Source organism: Gemmatimonadota bacterium, from assembly GCA_016712265.1.
Lineage (GTDB): Bacteria > Gemmatimonadota > Gemmatimonadetes > Gemmatimonadales > Gemmatimonadaceae > RBC101.
The window spans coordinates 288,386-306,808 of the sequence record JADJRJ010000028.1 but is presented as its reverse complement, the minus strand read 5'-3'; the positions used below and the strand labels follow the sequence as shown (position 1 = coordinate 306,808).

19 protein-coding genes are annotated in these 18,423 nt (G+C 66.9%); 5 read left to right on the top strand and 14 right to left on the bottom strand.

Annotated features, from left to right (window positions below; genetic code table 11):
* Positions 1–18: 18 nt before the first annotated feature.
* From IPK85_08240 to IPK85_08215, 6 genes are all read right to left on the bottom strand, one after another.
* The gene (locus IPK85_08240; protein ID MBK8247369.1) at positions 19–588 is read right to left on the bottom strand and encodes a hypothetical protein; all 570 of its coding nucleotides are present in this window, start codon (positions 586–588) and stop codon (positions 19–21) included.
* A gap of 983 nt (positions 589–1,571) precedes the next feature.
* Entirely contained in the window at positions 1,572–2,195 is a 624-nt protein-coding gene (locus tag IPK85_08235) for a hypothetical protein (GenBank protein MBK8247368.1), read from the bottom strand.
* Between the two features lie 801 nt (positions 2,196–2,996).
* Complete coding sequence (locus tag IPK85_08230) at positions 2,997–4,121, bottom strand: hypothetical protein (GenBank protein ID MBK8247367.1); 1,125 nt, start codon at positions 4,119–4,121, stop codon at positions 2,997–2,999.
* A gap of 65 nt (positions 4,122–4,186) precedes the next feature.
* Positions 4,187–4,831 (bottom strand): thioredoxin domain-containing protein, encoded by a 645-nt coding sequence (locus IPK85_08225; GenBank protein ID MBK8247366.1) that lies wholly within the window; start codon positions 4,829–4,831, stop codon positions 4,187–4,189.
* 80 nt (positions 4,832–4,911) lie between these two features.
* The gene (locus IPK85_08220; GenBank protein ID MBK8247365.1) at positions 4,912–5,130 is read right to left on the bottom strand and encodes a hypothetical protein; all 219 of its coding nucleotides are present in this window, start codon (positions 5,128–5,130) and stop codon (positions 4,912–4,914) included.
* Between the two features lie 100 nt (positions 5,131–5,230).
* The gene (locus IPK85_08215) at positions 5,231–5,419 is read right to left on the bottom strand and encodes a hypothetical protein (protein ID MBK8247364.1); all 189 of its coding nucleotides are present in this window, start codon (positions 5,417–5,419) and stop codon (positions 5,231–5,233) included.
* A 441-nt stretch (positions 5,420–5,860) separates the two neighbouring features.
* Here IPK85_08215 and IPK85_08210 point away from each other — a divergent pair, with 441 nt between their 5' ends.
* Positions 5,861–6,829, top strand: coding sequence for a hypothetical protein (locus IPK85_08210; GenBank protein MBK8247363.1), 969 nt, complete (start codon positions 5,861–5,863; stop codon positions 6,827–6,829).
* Positions 6,830–6,842: 13 nt separating this feature from the next.
* On the opposite strand, the gene IPK85_08205 is transcribed toward IPK85_08210, so the two are convergent.
* From IPK85_08205 to IPK85_08195, 3 genes are all read right to left on the bottom strand, one after another.
* Positions 6,843–7,184: a hypothetical protein gene (locus IPK85_08205; protein MBK8247362.1), complete on the bottom strand. Its 342-nt coding sequence runs from the start codon at positions 7,182–7,184 to the stop codon at positions 6,843–6,845.
* A gap of 115 nt (positions 7,185–7,299) precedes the next feature.
* The gene (locus IPK85_08200; protein ID MBK8247361.1) at positions 7,300–9,747 is read right to left on the bottom strand and encodes a serine/threonine protein kinase; all 2,448 of its coding nucleotides are present in this window, start codon (positions 9,745–9,747) and stop codon (positions 7,300–7,302) included.
* Positions 9,737–10,429 carry an RNA polymerase sigma factor gene (locus IPK85_08195; protein ID MBK8247360.1) on the bottom strand — a complete coding sequence of 231 codons (693 nt, stop codon included), beginning with the start codon at positions 10,427–10,429 and terminating at the stop codon, positions 9,737–9,739. The genes IPK85_08200 and IPK85_08195 overlap by 11 nt, the downstream gene beginning before the upstream one ends.
* Between IPK85_08195 and IPK85_08190 the strand changes: the two genes are divergently transcribed.
* Positions 10,361–11,104: a sigma-70 family RNA polymerase sigma factor gene (locus IPK85_08190; GenBank protein ID MBK8247359.1), complete on the top strand. Its 744-nt coding sequence runs from the start codon at positions 10,361–10,363 to the stop codon at positions 11,102–11,104. The genes IPK85_08195 and IPK85_08190 overlap by 69 nt on opposite strands.
* 39 nt (positions 11,105–11,143) lie before the next feature.
* On the opposite strand, the gene IPK85_08185 is transcribed toward IPK85_08190, so the two are convergent.
* Positions 11,144–12,622 (bottom strand): glutamate--cysteine ligase, encoded by a 1,479-nt coding sequence (locus IPK85_08185; protein MBK8247358.1) that lies wholly within the window; start codon positions 12,620–12,622, stop codon positions 11,144–11,146.
* Between the two features lie 103 nt (positions 12,623–12,725).
* Positions 12,726–13,463, bottom strand: coding sequence for a gamma-glutamyl-gamma-aminobutyrate hydrolase family protein (locus IPK85_08180; protein ID MBK8247357.1), 738 nt, complete (start codon positions 13,461–13,463; stop codon positions 12,726–12,728).
* A 266-nt stretch (positions 13,464–13,729) separates the two neighbouring features.
* Between IPK85_08180 and IPK85_08175 the strand changes: the two genes are divergently transcribed.
* Positions 13,730–14,734 (top strand): hypothetical protein, encoded by a 1,005-nt coding sequence (locus tag IPK85_08175; GenBank protein MBK8247356.1) that lies wholly within the window; start codon positions 13,730–13,732, stop codon positions 14,732–14,734.
* A gap of 46 nt (positions 14,735–14,780) precedes the next feature.
* Complete coding sequence (locus IPK85_08170) at positions 14,781–15,071, top strand: DUF1905 domain-containing protein (protein ID MBK8247355.1); 291 nt, start codon at positions 14,781–14,783, stop codon at positions 15,069–15,071.
* A 37-nt stretch (positions 15,072–15,108) separates the two neighbouring features.
* Here the strand turns inward: IPK85_08170 and hypB are convergent, their stop codons facing one another.
* From hypB to IPK85_08155, 3 genes are all read right to left on the bottom strand, one after another.
* Positions 15,109–15,789 carry a hydrogenase nickel incorporation protein HypB gene (gene hypB, locus IPK85_08165; GenBank protein MBK8247354.1) on the bottom strand — a complete coding sequence of 227 codons (681 nt, stop codon included), beginning with the start codon at positions 15,787–15,789 and terminating at the stop codon, positions 15,109–15,111.
* Positions 15,786–16,142, bottom strand: coding sequence for a hydrogenase maturation nickel metallochaperone HypA (hypA, locus tag IPK85_08160; protein MBK8247353.1), 357 nt, complete (start codon positions 16,140–16,142; stop codon positions 15,786–15,788). Before hypA ends, hypB begins: the two co-directional genes overlap by 4 nt.
* A 95-nt stretch (positions 16,143–16,237) precedes the next feature.
* On the bottom strand, positions 16,238–17,965 hold the full coding sequence (locus IPK85_08155; GenBank protein MBK8247352.1) for a DUF885 family protein: 1,728 nt from the start codon (positions 17,963–17,965) through the stop codon (positions 16,238–16,240).
* Positions 17,966–18,079: 114 nt separating this feature from the next.
* Between IPK85_08155 and IPK85_08150 the strand changes: the two genes are divergently transcribed.
* Positions 18,080–18,421, top strand: a complete 342-nt coding sequence (locus IPK85_08150) for a PadR family transcriptional regulator (protein ID MBK8247351.1) — start codon at positions 18,080–18,082, stop codon at positions 18,419–18,421.
* The last annotated feature ends 2 nt before the right edge of the window (positions 18,422–18,423 follow it).

Genomic DNA, 18,423 nt, shown 5'->3' with positions numbered 1-18,423 from the left:
TCCGACCCGGGCCTTGAGCTACCCGGCGCGCGCCGCCCCGCGCACGCGCCGCCAGCGCCTCTCCAGCACGGCGATCGTCACGAGGTAGACCCCCACGATGATCCACGGAATGGTCAGGAATCGCTCCGTGGGAAAGGCATACCACGCCGCGACGATCAGTACGGTGCGCGTGACGGTGTGAAACCACCCGATCCAATGTTGCACGATCCACGACACGGGAATCCACATCAGGCCGGCCAGGATCCCCACACTCAGCGGCGCCGAGCTGGGCACCTCAATGGCGAAGGGAATCGCGATGGAGTACACCAGCACCGCCTGCGCCATCCCGTGAAAGAACAGGGCGTCAAACACGTTCTTCGGCTTCGACTTGTCGAGGAAGTGTTCACCGGTAAACCGGGAGATGAACATCCCCAGGTAGGCGATCGAACCCGTCGCGACATACATCAACAGGCCAGCCCTCCCCACGTCGAGCATCGGGCCGAAGGTGCCGACCACCGCCCAGGCGATCGTGCCGGCGATCGGCATCGCCAGCATGCGCCCCCGTGAGAACTCCTGGCGCTGCTCCTCGAGTGTGCGAACGGTGGACATGGGTGCAGGCGTTTGGTTTCCCGGGTGTACGGCTCGACCGTGTGCGAAGTGTCACGAACGCTGCCGTCCGGCGCCGATCCCGGGGCGGCGCGTTGGACTGCACCAGGCTGCGCACCCTGCCGTTGGCGCTTCGCCTCATCCGTTCGCATCCCGCCGTACACGCTTTGCCAGCGGTACGACGTCGTCTCCGTGCTACCGTGCTTCCAAGCCACCTGGCGCCCCGGACTCCCCGCCGCGGCCTCCCGCAGGATCCCGACGATCTGCTCGGCGGTGAATCGAGATCTCTTCATGGGTCTTCCCCCGCCGTCCGGCGGATCAACCTCTCCCGGGCCCCGCTGGTGGGGAGGAGACCACCCACGGCCAGCGGCTTGGGGACGGTGAGTACCACCCGCCGGTGCGACACGGGCGCAAGCAGCTTGGTGTCGAGCCACTGCGTCCAGATGGCGAGGCGCGTGGCGTGGCAGCTCGGGAAGAAGTACCGACCTTGCAGGAGAACGCCAGGAGATACTCGTGCGTGCAGGTGTCGCTGAGAATGCGAGCGAAGCCGTGCTCGAGTATTCCGCAGACGAGGAGCTTTCCCGCCGCTTTCGGTGACGACGGGTCGCCAGGTACCGTGCTCGAAGGCGCAGCGCTCCTCGTCGACGGCCTGCTTCGCCCCTCTTCGCTTCCTGCCTCTGACATGTGGGCAGGGTCAGCCAGCGAGCTCGGCTGGCATACTGGGGTTTGCACGAGTGTTCAGTTGGTGAGGATTCTGATATGTGTGAACGATGACCACAAGCGGGAACTCCCACGAGCGCGAGCCGGTGCTTGTCGATACGCGACTCACATGGCTGATGCCGATGGTCGCCGGCTCCTTGCAGCGAGCCCCGTGGCAACCAGTCGTTTTCTCCCCTTCCTTCTTACCCCCTTCAGGGGGGGTATCTGACAGGACACCCTGCCTCCTCGTCGACGATGGTGAGCCGACCTCTCTGCAATGCGCTCGGTCACTGCGCAATGAGAGACCGGCGGCGCTTCTGTTCGTCATAGCCAGCGGCTCGGCGCGGGCGCACCGACGTCTCGATGTTCTGGCACGCATTGGTGTGGATGATCTCTTCTTCACGTCGCCGGATGAGGAGCATCGGCTGCTCGACAAGTTGCGTAGGGTTCGTCAGGTGTATGCCCGGCTCGATCCTCGGGGGTTCGATGCGCCAGCTGCTGAAGTCAGGGGGTACGGAAACCTCGAGGCCATCCGGATTCTCGTGGCCCTGCGTCGCGACCCATCGCCCCCATAGCGCGTGACGGCATTCCTCGATCAGCTGCGCATACCACTGCGGCGAGCCGAGCGCGACCTCAAGGCAGTGCGCCTCCCACCCATGCGCGTCCTGTTGCAGGACCGGATCGTTTCGCTCGCGATGCAACTCCACGACGCAGACATGCCTTGGCACGATGTTGCAGACGCTCTCGGTGCCCCCTCCGTTCAAGCGCTCCAGATGCGCGTGCTGCGTGCTCGCCAGCGTCCGAAGCGCGTCTCCTAACCGTTTCAGTCTGCGCTCCAGCGGCGAAGCGAAGGTACCTGCAGAGGCGCACACCCGGGCCATCCGCCGGCTGTCCGCCGCGACATAGGTCAAATCGGTGAGAAAGAAGAGGGGAAAGCGGCCGCAGTCACGCGGTCCGTCAGGACGCCGGTGGGCGCGAACACATCGATTCGACTGGGCTCTCCCTCAGCCCCGTTTCGGAGAACCCAGGCAACGCCAGACGGAGCCGGGGGCCACATCGTCCTCAATACGTCGAACTCCATGACGATGCGCCAGTCGCGACCGCGCCTGGCCCACGCGGGAGCGGCGCTCACGAATCACCCTGTGTCACGGTCGGCGGTTCGTGGAGTCCGCCGTCTCACGGACACGAGCATACCTCAGGCCGGACGACGTCAGGAGGGAATCGGCGCTCACCTCGAACGCTTCGCACAGCCATTCACCCCGAGCGCTCACGCAAAGCATGGGCAAGCTGACGCACGATGAGTCACCGGAGAGGCATGAGGCATCTCCACCGTCGGAGTACCCGGATCGCCAATCTTGCCGGCTCCCGACGGGATCGCGTGACATGAAGCGCACTTCCCATCCGTCGATCGGGACCATCCCGCGCCCGGGCCATGGTACGGCACCGGCGGCCCGCGCCTCAGCCGTGAATTGGACCAGGCCGCCGCGCAGTCCGATGGGAGCCACTCGCTGCCATGTCCCGAAGAACGCCACCGGCCTGCGGGGAATGGGTGGCAACGCGGTCTCCGACTGGATGGCGCGATCGCCTGGCTGTTCGCACCCAACGACAGCCAGCGCGACCATCCATGCGCGACGCCCAGACATATGCACATGTGCCTCCCGTTCGAGATCTCCCGACCTTCCAGCGCGACCTGTGCGCGCCACGCGACCAGCTCACCCACCACCGATGCGGGCCATCTGCACGTTGATAAACCCACTGTCGGTGGTGCGGAAGAGAATAGCTTGCCCATCGCTGACTTCCACGAGCCGGAACCGGGATGGGTGGATGAGCACTGACACGGCCTCACCGTGCTGGCCAGTGACGGTCACGATACTCTCGCCGACCGCCGCAGGCCATCGCTCTACCCAGAGCCGGTCATCGTTTGCGGGAACTATTCGTTTGAATAACGGCGGGGTGCCGAGCCAACCGGTGGTCGAGAATTCCGCGCGTACCCTCGCCGAGTCAGGTTCCGTCGTCACCTCGGTCAACTCGTCATCCCTCAGGGCATCGATCGCCCGCATGGTAGCTGCTACTGGAGGAGCGACCAGCCTCAGAGTGGCCTTCACCTCCCCGGCCCGATCGAATGCGCGCACGACGCCCGATTCAGTATCTCCCACCCACACCTCCGACGCTCCACCTGCTACTTGGAGGCTGCCACGCATCCGCTGGACCGCAACGCCGGCTCCCGCGCGCACTCTGGGAAGTGGATACGTCGTCATGGTGGCGCCAGCAAATCGACCGACCCACTTCAGCGAGCCCTCCGCCGGGGCCAGGACTCCTACCGTCAGGGAGTCTCTTCGCGACTGCATCACCGGCGGTGGCCTGTACACCCTCATTCCGCCAGGGCTCACGATGAGGACACCGGAAGCGGTCATCGCGAGTGGCGTGACTGTCTCGGGCGGGCTGCCGTGCGAGAGCATACGGCGTGAGAGGAATCGGATGACCTTCCGGGTTCCCTGCTGCCCGACGCGGAAGTAGCTCACTCGGTTCGGTCCCGGGGAGGCTTCGACAACGGCGAAGGAATCTCCCACCGCCCGGATGGACGTCGCGAACTCCAGTTCGCCCGGCCCCTGCCCCTTCCCACCAGCGCTGGCCACGAGGTTCCCGTCCATACCAAACACGTGGATCCGCTGATCCTCGGCCTCGACGACCGCCACGCTGCCGTCGGAGAGTCGCGACGCTCCAACGGGCCGCACGAACGCGAAGGGCTCGCCTTGGTGCATCATCGTGATCGCTGACGTGCTGATGGTGAGACGCTTCGTCGGCTGTCCCAGGGCCACGCTGGAAGCCGCAACCACGGCAGCAAGGAGCGCGGGGGCGCGGGCCGCCCAATGTGACCATTTCCGGACCCCCGACATGGCCATCACCTCTTGCGCGCAAGTCGCTCAAGTTCGGCAGCTGCAACAACTCCCTCGCGTACTCCAAGGCGGCTGACAAACGTTGGTGTTCCGCGCACACCCAGTGCCTTCGCCAGGTCCGCGTGCTTGCTCACGACCGACTTGGAGCTGTCACTCTGCAGGCAGGTCACGAAAGCGGTCGAATCGATGCCACTCCTGCTCGCCAACGATTCCCAACTCGTCCCACCGTACCAGGTGGTGTCGGCCATCAGCAATCGGTGATATGGCGCCAACCGCGACTGGTCCTCTGCGCACACGGCCGCGATCGCACCGAGGTGCGACATGGGACGCGACGGCGGAGGAACGTGGAGGTAGGCCACACGGATCCCCACCGCCTCAAGTGAGTCGACCACCGCGGTGGCGCGGCGGCAATAAGGGCACTGGTAGTCGGTGACTTCGATGAGATCCACTTCACCCGAGTTTGCCCGTGAGCCCACCGCCACCTTCACCAGTTCTGCCCATCGTTCGTTGGCCACACGCCCAATCTGGCGCCGCCACGCGTGATCGTCCAACTCCACCCGCAGGGAGGAGCCTGGCCGACTCAGAAGATAAGCCGCGCCAACGAATGCGGCGATTGTGATCCCGTCCACGACCCTCTGTACGGCGCGCATGAATCCTCCACCGCGAATTCGGGGGGCCATCCCCTGCCAACCAGATGGCCCCCTGACCCTGAATCCCTGCCGATAGCGAGCTAGCCCTCGATCAGGCCACAAACGTCCCAGGTGTGTGTGCCCGCGCTTCCGCAGTTGTACGTGCAGGAACTGCAGCTGGTTCCTGCTGTGTTGTGGCAGACGACGCCTCCTGGACCGGTGAGGTGGCTTGGACAACCCGCATCCATCGCCGCGACCGGCATGCCGGCAGCCGCCATCGCGAGCATCGCCGCCGAAAGTCGCCAGATACTCCGTCGCATAAGCCCTCTCCTCCTGTGAAGTGTGATGAGCCGGAAGAGTATTTTGCCAGCGGCCCGTGCACAATAACGTTTGACGACATCATCCGCACACCCGGTTGTCTCATGCATGCAGGATCGTGGAGTCCGCTATCGTCCCGGCGTTGAGCAACAGGCTCTGGTCCGCCAACAGACTCCGCACCACCGCAAAGAGCTGGGCCGGTACCGTGCTGCTCCGATGGCCGAGTCGCAGGATCGTCGACTCATCCGGCACCGGGTCATCCCCCAGCTCGACCCGAGCGAATTGCCGCACTAGCCAACGTCCGCTGCTCGCTCATGCCGCCGCTCCCGGATGCTCGGTCACCCGGCAATACCAGACCAGATCACTCGGCACGCAAGAGCGAGTTGTCCAGAGTCTCTCTAGGTGTGGGCACTGAAGAGGTCGTTCAAGAGATCCCGATCACGGCCCAGGCGATGGTGCCGGCCAGCGGCATGGCCAGCATGCGGCCCCGTGAGAACTCCTGGCGCTGCTCCTCGGGGGTGCGAACGGTCGACATGGCGGTACGCGTTTGGTTTCCCGGGTGTACGGCCCGACCTCCCGCAAAGTGTCACGAACGCCGGTGCCACGCGCCGGTCATCATGACGGCGCGTTGACCTGCACCGGGCCCCACACCCGATCGACCGAGGCCCGGCGCTGCCTTGCACAAAGCCGGCTCCCGCATGACCATACGGTCGTGATCCCACGGAGGGTGGCATGGCATTCAGGTGTTGCTTCAGCTCGGCGCTCGTCGCCCTCGCCCTGACCGGCTACGCAGAGTCGGCGCACGCGCAGGGGCTCATGGACAAGCTCAAGAAGGCGGCGCAGGGCAAGGAATACACGGTGCGCGGGCGGCTGCGGGTACAGGACGGCCAGTGGCTCACCTGCTTCGACGGGATCAAGACGGGGTACCTCGGTGCCCACGACCTCGCGCGCCCCGGGGACGCCACGGTCGACCCCGCCACCGGCCGGATGAGGGTCAGCACCGCCGCGATTCCCACGGTGATCATGACGCGTAATGGGATCGTGACGTCGAACGACTGCGACTCACTCGCCAAGCAGGGACTGCTGCTCCCCCCAACGGCGGCGAAGGGAAAGGGCGATACCGGCTACTCGGACGAGTTCGGCTGCACCAAGGCGGAGTGGACGAGTGACGAGGTCGTCGCACGGCGGCGGGAGATCATGGCTTGCCAGGCCGACTCGCTGAGCGAACGAGCATGGCGACGCTCGCAAGCCAGGAACGCAGGAGCTGGCGGTAGTGCGAGCGCACAAACCACAGGCAGCGATGCCGAGCGCAAGGAGGCCAACGCTCGGCTGCAGGAAGAGACCGCGGCGAAGTTCAAGGCGATCCAGGCGCAGGCCGCCACACCCACCACGGCACCTACGAAGAGCGACGACGCAATCGCCAAGGATGGTGCCACGGTATGCGGCCTTTCCCCCGCCTACATGCTCAAGCTGAAGGGCGAGGCGGTCGCGTTCGTCAGTTACAACGCATCGAAGGGAACGCTGGTGTTCACCGAGCTTGCCGGGGGCGAACGTCGCACGGTGGAGCTGGACGGCGCCGGGTTCGCCCAGCGGGCGTCATTCAATGCCCAGGCGATCGGCCAGGGGGGCGACACCTGCGGACGCGCGTTCTGGAACGCCGAGGCGTACAAGGCGGCCAGCGCGGCCATGAGCGGGATGTAGGGGCGCCCCGCCCTCAGCTCACCGCCACCGATGCCGTGTGGCCACCACACCCACTCTCACTCGAACCACAGACGGTCACCTTGCGGTCGCGCACGGTTGGCGTACTCACGGCGACGTTCACCGGCAGTCGGCGGACCTGTCCGATGGCGACGCGCAGATCGGCGACCCGGAAGCTTGGCTCCGTAAGCACAATCGTACCCTCCGTGACGGCACGCGCGCGCGGTTGCCAATCGGTGACGGAAGGCCCCGGGGGCATGTTCCGCGGAGTGCCGAGATCGGGTGGCCCCCTGATCACCCGTGTTTGTGCGGTGAGTGGCAGCGCGATAAGCGCGAGTCCGGCCACGATGCGATCCATGTCACCCCTCCGGTTGACGAAGTGACGTTCTTCACCGCCGGTTGTGCTCACCAGCCGTCTCACATGTCGACAGCGCTCGTCGCAATGCGCTCCAGGTCGCGCACGCCCTTCAGGCCTACTTCACCGGACGTACCCGCGCCTCCAACGCAGGAAATCGTGGGTGACGCGCGAGTTTCGCAAACTCGGGCCGCGCGAGATTGGTATACCCTCGCTCCACCAGGACGGTCAGCGACTTCAGCGCGTCGTTCGTGCGCCCGACATGTGTTTGCAGGATCGCCGAGAATTCGTACCAGTCCAGCACGACGACATTGTCTCCGCCGATGACGGGTTCAGCGATCGAGATGGCCCGCTGATACGTGTCGATCGCCTCCGTCAGGCGGCCGAGTCCAGCGAAGATGTTCCCCTCGGCGCCAAGGGCGTACGCGGTCTGTATGTGCCGCTCTCCAAAGACCTTCTCCCGCATCTCCACAGCCTCTCGCATGATCGGCGCCGCCTCTTTGTTCCGTCCCGCATCATGTAGGGCATCGGCCAGGTTGTAGAGGCTGTAGGAGACCAACTCATGAACCTGGCCGTACACACGCCGACGTTCGGCGAGCAACGCGCGATGGATCGCTATCGAGGAGTCGCCCTGGCTGTCCTGAGCCAGCATCAGCGCCAGCGTTTCGCGGAAGTTGAAGAGCGCGGGGTCGTCCCTGTCCCGGGCGGCCGCCGTGGCGATCTCCACCGCACGTCGCTGAATGGCAACAGCCTCGCTGGTCTTGCCCTGAGCACCTGTGATCCACGCGCGGATGCGGTGCAGGTCAGCGGCCGTCATGGTCTGCCCCGAGTCTGCGCGTTCCACGATCGACACGGCACGATCCAGCATCGCCAGGGACCTCACCTTCACGGCAGCACTATCGTTCGTTTGGAACGTCGCGAGGGCGATGCGCTGCAGCGCAGGTACCAGCTCGATCGCGTTTGGCCCCAGCGTGCGTTCGCGGACATCGAGCACCGCGCGCATCTCGCGAATGCCCTCCTCAAATCGGCCCGCCGTCAACCGCGTGCGCGCACGCCATTCACGCGCGGTCGCGACTTCCAGTGGCTGGACGGGGTCCATCGCCGTCCGAGCGTCGACCGCCTGCGTCAGGAGTGACTCGGCCCGGCCGGCAAGTCCGATGAACCCGTACGCCTGGCCCATGGCGAGTTGTATGTCGGCCAGGGCCGCCGGGTCACCGGCGAGGTCCTTTGCGGCGCGCGCCGCCGCTGCGTCCAATAGCTCACGTGCCGTGACCGTGCGACCGCGTGTCTCACTGGGATTGGTCGCCCGAAACGCACCGAGCACGAAGTTGGTGATGCGATTCGCCCGGGCGCGCTCAGCCTCCGCGACCTCGAGGGCGGCGGCGCGCCGGGCCGACTGCCAGGCGGACCAGCCGGCCGCACCGACGAGCGCCACGAGCGCGACCGCGGCCGCGCCAACCCCCAGGCGATTCCGGCTGACAAACCGGCGAAAGCGGTACGGCGCCGAATCCGGCCGGGCCACGACGGGCCACCCGCCGAGAAAGCGCGTGATGTCCTCGGCCAGCTGGCCCGCTGAGGCGTACCGGCGCGCGGGCTCCTTCCGCAGGGCCTTCAACACCACCTGTTCCAGGTCCTCATGCACCGGGACGATCGCGCCCGGCGGCGGCGGCGGGTCCTCGCAGACCGCACGCGGCAAGTCCGGCGGTGGAATCTTCGCGAAGGGCCGGGCGCCAGCAATCAGCTCGTACAGCAATACCCCGAGCGCGTACACATCGGTCGCCGTGGTGACCGGCTGGCCAAGGAACTGCTCCGGCGCGGCGTGTTCAGGGGTCAACAGCAGGAGATCCCCGGTCGCGGACTCCTCAGCGCCTGCATCGATCAGCTTGGCGATCCCGAAATCGAGCAGGCGAGGCGTGCCATCCGCACGCACCAGGATGTTCGATGGCTTGAGATCGCGATGCACCACCAGGTGTGCGTGCGCGAACTGCACGGCGTCGCACACGGCCAGGAAGAGCCGCAAGCGCTCGACCAGGGGGAGCTCCCGGTCCTTCACGTACCGTGTGATGGGCACGCCATCCACGAATTGCATCACGAGGTACGGGAACCCTGCGGGGGTCATCCCCCCATCGAGGAGGGTCACGATACTCGGGTGGTTCAGCTGGGCGAGGATCTGGCGCTCCTGCCTGAACCTCCGCAGCAAGTCCGACGAGGTCCGCTCCGGACGAACCACCTTGATCGCCACCTGCGTCTGGTACTGGTCGTCGACCCGGACCGCGCGGTACACCTCGCCCATCCCACCGCGCGCCACGATCTCTTCCAGCCGGTAGGGGCCAAGCAGCGTGCCCACGGCCAGTCGTTCCCCCATGGGACGAGCACCGGGAAGGAGGAGGACGGGACTGTCCGGCACGCTCCCCTCCCCGTGCGCCGCAATCATCGCCTCCACCTCGGCGCGGAGCCGCGGATCACCAGCGCACGCTTCCTCGATGTAGGCGCGACGTGGTTCGCCCGCAAGCTCAAGGGCGTCCAGGAAGATGGAACCGAGGCGCTCCCAGTTCTCAGGCTGCACGCGTGGGCCTCGCGGGGTGGTCACTCGGACGGGTCGCCACACAATGTACCGAGGTCACCTCGGCTGGCGAGGTTCGTTCCCCCATGCGCCCAGCACGCGACGGGGCAATACCCCGCGCCTCCAGGATGGCACGAAGGTCAGCAAGCCCCCGATACAGGAGGTTGCGCGAGCGCGCGACACTCCAGCCCATCAGGCGCGCAATCTCGAACCGATCATGCCCGAGCAGGCCGAGGCGCACGGCGTCCCGCCGCGCGGGCGGGAGCCGCAGCAGCGCCTGCTGCACGGCCTGGGTGAGGGTATCGGCGTCCAGCAACGCATCTGCCGACGCATCCACCGAGAGGTCCTCGGGATCGAGGTGGTCCAGGGCCACGAGCCGGGCGCGGCGTGTGCGGCGTCGGCGGATCAGGTCGAGCGACGCGGACACCACGACCCTGTGGATGTAGCGCGCATTCGTACACCGCACCCCACCGGGGGAGCTGGCCGCACGCCAGAGTCGTATCCGGACATCTTGAAGGACCTCGTCGACTTCGCCGGCATCGAGGCCATGGCGTGACGCGACGCGGCGACCGAAGGAGGAGAATCGGTTGACGAGGTCATTCAGGTCCGAAGCGAAATGCGGGGTGTCCGCCAGGAGGGGCCGGCTCTGAGGGGGCGCGGAGGGGCGTTTGATGGCTGGGAGCATGAGGATGCTGATTCGGGTGCCACCAGCTGCGACAAAAGGGAGCCGCGTTGGACATCGGCTTGCCTCCCGGTGTCCAGGAGGTATCATCGACCCGTGTCGCCCGAGACCTCGGTCACCTCATGCCTCGCGAAATGGCGCGCCGGAGAAGCCGGCGCGCTCGACAGCCTGCTCCCCTTGGTGTACGGCGAGCTACGCGCGGTCGCCGGTGCGCAGTTGCGGGGGGAACAGACCGGCCACACCCTGGGGGCAACCGCCCTCGTTCATGAGGCCTACGTGCGCCTCGCCGAGCGTGAACAGCTGGACGCGAAGGACCGAGGACACTTCTTCGCCATCGCGGCGCGCTCGATGCGCCAGGTGCTGGTGGACCATGCGCGATCACGCCAGCGCGACAAGCGCGGATCGGGGTCGACGCACCTGCCCCTGGACTTGGTGGAGAACCTGGTTGGCGAACGCGCAGCCGACGAGTTGCTCGCGCTGGATGAGGCCCTGGATCGCCTCGCACTGGCCAGTCCGCGCGCGGCGGCGGTCGTGGAGCGCCGCTTCTTTGCCGGGTTGAGCCTGGAAGAGACCGCCTTGAGCCTCGAGACCTCCGTCAAAACCATCCAGCGCGACTGGATCCAGGCGCGAGCGTGGCTGCGCAAGGAGATCGCGGCAGACCTCGGCATCGAGCTGTAGCGAGGCACCGCTCCGGCGGCCGCCCGCTCCCCTACCGTGCTACGGCGTCAGCTCATCCCACTCGTGCACCGGGCGCCCCGTCGACGCGCGCGCCACATACCCCTCCACCACGTCGGCCAGCGCCCCGGGCATCCCGTGCACCCGACGCGCCCGGTCCAGCCCCTGGCGCATCCAGCGAGCCCCGGTCTGCCGCGAGGCCACCCGCTCCCTGATCACCCGCAACAGCCGCGTCGCCTCGTGATCGTCCACGCCTAACGACTCCAACCCGGCCTCGGCCACCGGCAGCAGCTCCAGGGCCAGTTCCGTGACCGGCCGCTCCACCGGTGACGGCGCCACGCCCTGCGGCCACGCGAGGCGCGCATCCACCCCGCTCTGCGCCGCACGATAGAAATTCCACTCGGCGATCGAGAACGGGAGCGCGGCCACGAGGGAGCGGATGGTTGGGGCGAGCCCCGCCGTCAACCCGACGAGGAACGCGGCGTTCGCCGCCATGTCGAGCGGCGTCGGCCCGGCCGGCAACGCACGCATCTCGATGCGCAGGTGCCCACCATGCGAGTGATCGTAGATCGCGCGATTCCACCGCCAGATCGTCCCCTGGTGCATCCGGAGCTCCCGCAATCGAGGCAGCGCGGTGTCTGTTTCCTCTTCGCCGGACAACGTCGGCAAGATCGGCGGAAACAGCGCGACCGCCTCGTCGAACAACTCCGCCGCACCCTGCCGCACCCAGCCGTGCCCGAACCCGACCCGTGCCGGCGGCCGGAACCGCTGCGCGTCCAGGTCGCGGTAGTCGAGCGATTGCTTGAACAACGCCACCCGCGTCTCATCCCAGAGCTGGTGCCCCAGGAAGATCGGGGAGTTGGACGCAACCGCGAGGGCGACCGGCGTGGCCAGCTGCGCCGCGTTGTACCAGTCCGCAAACTCGGCGGGCGTCACGCGCACATGCACCTGGAACGAGGTGTTCGCCCCCTCGAGCGTGATGTCCTTCGCATTCAGGGTCAACGGGTCCTCCCCGTCGATCCGCACCTCGAATGGCGCGTGGCGCAACGCCTGCAATCCTTCGTTGAGCGCCCGGTACCGCGGCAGGTCGGTCAACGCCGCCGGTGTCAGGTCGCGCTCGGTGAGCGTGGGCAGGATGCCCACCGGCACCACGCGCCCGTCGAACGCCATCGCCGTCCGGTTGATCGAGGCAAGCGCGTTGTGCAGCTCCATCTGCAGGGCAGCAAACGGGGCCCCGCGCGCCGGGACCGGCGAGAGATTGTACTCCAAGTTGAACTTGTCGATCTCGACCGTGAGGTGCGGGTCGAGGTTTGCCGCCAGGAGCGCGCGATTCACCGGAAGAGCGTTGCCATCCCGGTCGATGATGCACAACTCCAGTTCCGCGCCGAGGGTGCGCTCCCCCTCACCAAAGCCGGGCCGGGCAAGGAGGGTGTGCAGCGCGGCGGCCTGGGCTCGCGTGGCCTCGCGAAATCGCTCGTACTGCTCGGGCGTAAACGCGCTCGAACCGATCGCCTGGGACACGGCACGACCTCGACGGGGAGGGGGCGTCTATCGTTGCCCCCCTTGCCCCGAGACGCATCGGGGAATTCCCCCTCACCCTGTGCGGGATCGGGCCACCAGCCCGCTATCCGCGTCGCCGGGCCGAGGCGTTGATGAACTCGCGGAAGACGTGCCGCGTGTGCGGGTCCGTCATCTCGAAGACTTCGGGATGCCACTGCACACCCAGCATGAAGTGCCCGTCGGTCGCAATCTCCACCGCCTCGACCAGCCCGTCTGGGGCCACGGCACACGGCGCCAACGACGGTGCCAAGGTCTTGATCCCCTGGTGATGCATGCTGTTCACCGGGATCCGCTCGAGTTCCATCAGGTCACGCAGGCGCGACCCCTTCGTGAGGCTCACCTCGTGCGCCAGGTGGTCGCGGTCGAAGCCATACGTCGGGAAGTAGTCGTGCTTGATGGACGCCGGCACCTGCTCCTCGAGGTCCTGCCACAGGGAACCACCCAGGGTGACGTTCATGACCTGAAGGCCGCGACAGAGCCCGAGCAACGGCTTGCGGTCCTCCACGGCCCAGCGGGTGACCTGCATTTCCACCCGGTCCCGGGCCGCGTCGATGCGGCCGAGCTTGGGATGTGGGTCCTCGCCGAAGTGCTTGGGGTCCACGTCCACCCCGCCAGGGATCAGGATCCCGTCGCAGGCATCATAGACGGACCACAGCGCTTCCGGCTCATCGTCGAGGAGCGGAATGAGCGTCGGGGCGCCGCCCGCGAGGGCGACGGCGATGTAGTACCGCTGGTTCATCACGTCAGACTGTGGCAACCCGCTCGGAATCCCGTCGATTGCCTGCAGCGTCTGCGTCGTCACGCCAATAAGTGGGCGCCTATACATAAGTCCGTAAACCCTCTCGTGATATCGAGTTACGTCCCGCCCGCCCCCACCAACCCACATCACCGCTCCGTCACGACAAGATCAAGAGCAGATGACGTGCCCATAAGGTACCCCGCAACCGGGCCTCTGCCACCTCCGGTCCCTCGCCTCGTCACTCCGCGGCCCGTAATCTTCAGTTCCGCAGCACCGCGCTCCGTCGCTGCGTACTCCCTCCGTACCTCCTCCCCAGCGCAATGCTCGGCATGACGCTTCGAACGCTCCATCGGGTGACCCTCGCATGTCTCGTCGGGGTCACTCCCCTGGTCGCCGGCGGACAGGCAGCCCAGGCGGTCAAGTTGACCCCGGAGGAGGTGCGCTCCCTGGCGGCCCTGCACGTGGCCATCAACGCCGCCGTGGACTCCGCTGACGTTGAGCTGGCCCGGGCGAGCAACAAGAAGCAGGAGGCACAGAAGGAAGGCCGCGACAAGCTGCGCGCACGCATTGCGCAGATTCTCGCATCGGCCAACCTCACCAACGGGGAGTTCGAGCGCCGCCGCTTTTACGTGAGCACCGATGGGGAAGCGCGCGCCACCTTCGATTCGGCGATCGCGAAGATCACGGGCGCTCCACTCCCGGGCTCCCTGCCAGCCGCACCCCCTGCTGCAGCACCATCGACGGCCCCGGTCGCCGTTCCGGCCGGACCGGTTGGTGTCCACCTCGGCCATGTCGTCAACGCGTTCAGCGACACTCCGGGCGGCGCGGGACTCCTCGCGACCGCCTTCACCGAGGCACGGATCGCGATCCAGCACGCCGAACTCGGGGCGCGCAACCCAACCAACCTCGACGGGATGAAGCTGCACGCCGGCCACGTCATCCATGCGGTGGACCCGACGGTGGTCACCCAGGGTCCCGGGCGCGGCTACGGCGTGCGCAAGGCAGTGACCGGCGTGATCGCCCACACGGAGCTGGCGGCCAAGTCCGAGGGTGCGTCGGCCAACGTCACGACGCATGCGCGACACATCACCACGGCCTCGCGGACAACGCTGGAGCGGACCGCACAGGTGATCGCCATGGCAGAAAAGGTGCGAGCCGCGACGACGGCCGAAGAGGCCGCGGGGTTGATGGCGCAACTGGTCTCCCTGGCCCAGCAGCTGGTGGCCGGCCGCGACGCGAACGCCGACGGGTTGATTCGCTGGGACGACCCTGAAGGTGGACTGCAGCAGGCACAGGAGCATGTGAACCTGCTGCTCGCCGCAGAGAAGAAGTAGTCCAGCGTCCCGGCGAACGGCGGCTCCCAGGACGTTCCGTCCGGCAATGCTCACGTCCTTCCGCGGCACCATCATCGAATGGCGCGGCCCGGCGCCGTATTACTTCATCGTCGTCCCGGCAAAGACATGCCGTGACCTCCGCGACATGGCGGGCTTCGTCACCTACGGCTGGGGGATGATCCCCGTCACGGCGCGGATCGGCGCCACCGAGTGGACCACCTCGCTCTTTCCGCGCGAAGGGCGATACTGGGTGCCGATCAAGGACGCCGTGCGCGAGTCCGAGGGACTGGACGAAGGGGATCGCGTCCGCATCCAGCTGGCCCTCCGATCGCGTTGAGGCGCGCCCGCGGCGTGGGGCGCCGACGAGGCAGCAGCTATTTGTGGTTAGCCTGCCAGGCGCCCCGGCGGTCGGCGAGCAGCTGGTGCCATTCGGCCATCCCGGTCCCGCGTTTCGCCGAGAGTTCGAGGATGGTCATCCCCGGGCGCACGTCATGGATGGCGGCGTGGGCCGCAGCCCGGTCAAACTCGCAGGCCTCCGCGAGGTCGATCTTGGTGATCAGGGCGACGTCCGCGGAGTTGAACATCGTTGGATACTTCTGCGGCTTGTCCTCGCCCTCCGTCACGGAGAGCAGGGCCACGCGCAGCGCCTCGCCCAGGTCGTAGCTCGCGGGGCAGACCAGGTTGCCGACGTTCTCGATGAACAACACGTCCAGCGCGCCAAGGTCCCAGTCGCCGAGAAAGTCGCCGATCATCTCGGCTTCCAGGTGGCACCGCCCGTGTGTGTTGATCTGCCGGACCGGGACGCCGCTCCGGGCCAGCCGCCGGGCATCGTTGTCGGTCTCGAGGTCTCCGACCAGGGCAGCGCACCGCTGCCCGGACGCCGCCAACTCGGTGAGGGTGCGCTCCAGCAGTTGCGTCTTCCCGGTGCCCGGGCTGGACACGAGGTTGACGACAAAGACGCCGGCGTCCTCGAACCGCGTCCGCAACGCACGCGCCAGCTCATCGTTCTTCTTGAGCACACCGGCACGCACTTCCACAATTCGGGTCTGGCTCATCCGTCCGATTCCTCGATCTCCAGGGAGGCGATCTCCAATTCCCTTCCGTGGCGAATCTCGCCACACAGCGTGTCGCAGGTCGGGCAGCGGAGCCGTTGGATCCCCGGCAGCTCCACTTCCTTCAGACAGTGGGCGCACCAGACAACCAGCGGCACGTCGATGATCTCGAGCCGCGATCCTTCGAGCACGGTCCCCTGGCTGGCGATGTCGTAGCAGAAGACGAGGGCGCCGGCTTCCACCCCCGCCAGCCGTCCCACCCGCAGCTGCACGGCCACCACCCGCGCTGCACGGAGCCGTTCCGCCGCCGCGATGCTCTGTTCCACGATCCCATGGGCCAGCGACAGCTCGTGCATCGATCTCGTTCGGGAAGTTCGCCAGGGACAGGCGACGCAGCGCGCGTCGCCCTGCGAAAGCTAGTTCCGCGCGGCGCGTTCCGGAGTCGCGCCCGTCACGGCACGACCGTGGGGTTCTTGCCGCCGTCGGCGATGAACTTCTGCATCCGGGCCTCCAGCACCGGCAGCGGGACGGAGCCGAGCGCCAGGATCGCATCGTGAAACGCGCGCTGGTCGAACGTGGCGCCTAACGCTGCTTCGGCTTCGCGGCGATGCCGCCGGATCTGCATCTCGCCCAGCTTGTAGGCCAGCGCCTGTCCCGGCCACGAGATGTAGCGATCGATCTCCGTCGTGATCTCATGCTCCGACAGGGCGGCGTTGGAGCGCAGGAAATCAATCGCCTGCTGCCGTGTCCACCCATACTTGTGGATCCCGGTGTCGATGACCAACCGGCAGGCGCGCCACATCTCGTAGGTGAGTCGTCCGAAATCCTCATACGGCGTCTCATAGACCCCCATCAGGGTGCCCAACCACTCGGTGTAGAGCCCCCACCCTTCGCCGTACCCGGAGAAGCCGGTTCCATTCCGGAAGGCGGGGCGTGGCGGCCCTTCCAGGGCCAGCGCGGCCTGGAACGAATGGCCCGGGGTACACTCATGCAGCGTGAGCGCCGCGATCGTGTACATGGTGCGCGCCTTCAGGTTGTAGGTGTTCATCATGCAGGCGTCGAGCCCGCCGCGCCCCCCGGTATAGATGGGAGCAATGGCGTCCGGGACCGGGATGATCCCGTGCCGATGCCGCGGCAAGTAGCCGATGAACTCCTTGAGCTTGTAGTCCGCCTTCTTGGAGACGTACGCCGAATACGCCAACAGGTCGCGAGGCGTCTTTGCGTAGAACTGCGGGTCAGTGCGCAGGAACTGGAAGAACGCCGCCATGCTCCCGCGGAACCCGGTCTTCGCCTTCACCACCTCCATCTCCGCGCGAATCCGCGCGACCTCGGCCTTCCCCTGCTCGTGGATCTCGGCGGCGGTCAGTGTGAGGGTCGTGAACTTCTCGATCTGCGATTGATAGAACGCCTCGCCGTCGGGAAGCGTGGTCGCGGCAAGCGCCGTCCGCGCGCGCGGGAGGTATTCCTGTCGCATGAAGCCCAGCAGGGTGGTGTACGCCGGCACGATCGTCTCACGGATGACCGTGCGGGCCTCGGCGCGCAGGGCCTCCCGGTCCGCGGCCGGGATCGTCGGCGGCATCTGCGCGAACGGTAGGTAGAGCGGGTTGGTGGTGTCTGCCCTTGTGTAGGGCACGATCGTCGCGTCCCGTCCCTGCACGCCGACCCGCGGCACCGTGTACCCGCGCGCCAGCCCGGCGCGCATGTTATCCACCTGCTCGGTGAAGTAACGCGGCACGTCGCGCAAGCGCGTCAGGAACCGTCGGTACTCGTCCAGCTGGGCCATCCCCTGGCGCGGGGTAAACTCCGTCCAGAAGAAGGTGTCACTGTTGAATGGGGCCTCATACGTCTTGAAGCGGATGTCGTTGGCCAGCGCCGTGATCGACGTACGGAACACCTGGTAGTTGACCTGTTCCTCCGGAGCGAGCTGCGCGAGCGGGATGGAGTCGAGGGCCGCGAGGACCTGCGCCCAGTACACCAGGCGGGCCTGTTGTGACGCAGCATCCACACGAGGAAAGGTGTCGCTGTTGCGGGCGAGTTCCTTGCCGCGCCACTCCCATTCGGTGGTGTAGAGGGCGCGAAGTCTCGACTCCGCCGCGCCCTGCGCCGAAGCCGCCGTGGACGCCACGTGTAGTATCGCAATGCCGGCCAGGCGCAACGCCCAGCTCGCTGGAATGATCATCGGGGAGACCGGTTGGGTGCGGTGGAGCTGCGCCAAGATGGGGGCCCGACCCGCCCCTCGCCACCGAGAGCGGACGTATGAAACCGTCGGCTTCTTTTGGATGTCTACAGAAGCATGACAGATCGTTCAGAGGTCCTCCAGGGCACCCTCGAAATGATGGTGCTCAAGCTCCTCACCGGCGAAGCGATGCACGGATGGGGGTTGTCGATGCGCTTGCGGGCGGCCTCGCGCGAGGTGTTCGACGTCAACCAGGGATCCCTCTATCCGGCACTCCAGCGCATGGTGCGCCGCGGCTGGATTCGCTCCAGCTGGCACCTGACGGAGCACAACCGGCGGGCGCGGTACTACGAGATCACCGCCGAAGGCCGCCGCCAGCTGGTGGGTGCCATCGCCGATTGGGAACGCACGTCGGCCGCCGTCCACCGGGTACTGCGACTTTCCTTCACGGGAGCCTGATC

Bases quoted from the DNA above. Each gene is read 5' to 3' on its own strand.
- IPK85_08170 (MBK8247355.1), top strand. From the start codon at position 14,781: ATGCTCACGTCCTTCCGCGGCACCATCATCGAATGGCGCGGCCCGGCG.
- IPK85_08205 (MBK8247362.1), bottom strand. From the start codon at position 7,184: ATGGATCGCATCGTGGCCGGACTCGCGCTTATCGCGCTGCCACTCACC.
- IPK85_08240 (MBK8247369.1), bottom strand. From the start codon at position 588: ATGTCCACCGTTCGCACACTCGAGGAGCAGCGCCAGGAGTTCTCACGG.
- IPK85_08225 (MBK8247366.1), bottom strand. From the start codon at position 4,831: ATGCGCGCCGTACAGAGGGTCGTGGACGGGATCACAATCGCCGCATTC.
- IPK85_08175 (MBK8247356.1), top strand. From the start codon at position 13,730: ATGACGCTTCGAACGCTCCATCGGGTGACCCTCGCATGTCTCGTCGGG.
- IPK85_08210 (MBK8247363.1), top strand. From the start codon at position 5,861: ATGGCATTCAGGTGTTGCTTCAGCTCGGCGCTCGTCGCCCTCGCCCTG.
- IPK85_08195 (MBK8247360.1), bottom strand. From the start codon at position 10,429: ATGCTCCCAGCCATCAAACGCCCCTCCGCGCCCCCTCAGAGCCGGCCC.
- hypA (MBK8247353.1), bottom strand. From the start codon at position 16,142: ATGCACGAGCTGTCGCTGGCCCATGGGATCGTGGAACAGAGCATCGCG.
- hypB (MBK8247354.1), bottom strand. From the start codon at position 15,789: ATGAGCCAGACCCGAATTGTGGAAGTGCGTGCCGGTGTGCTCAAGAAG.
- IPK85_08155 (MBK8247352.1), bottom strand. From the start codon at position 17,965: ATGATCATTCCAGCGAGCTGGGCGTTGCGCCTGGCCGGCATTGCGATA.
- IPK85_08150 (MBK8247351.1), top strand. From the start codon at position 18,080: ATGACAGATCGTTCAGAGGTCCTCCAGGGCACCCTCGAAATGATGGTG.
- IPK85_08220 (MBK8247365.1), bottom strand. From the start codon at position 5,130: ATGCGACGGAGTATCTGGCGACTTTCGGCGGCGATGCTCGCGATGGCG.
- IPK85_08190 (MBK8247359.1), top strand. From the start codon at position 10,361: ATGCGGGGTGTCCGCCAGGAGGGGCCGGCTCTGAGGGGGCGCGGAGGG.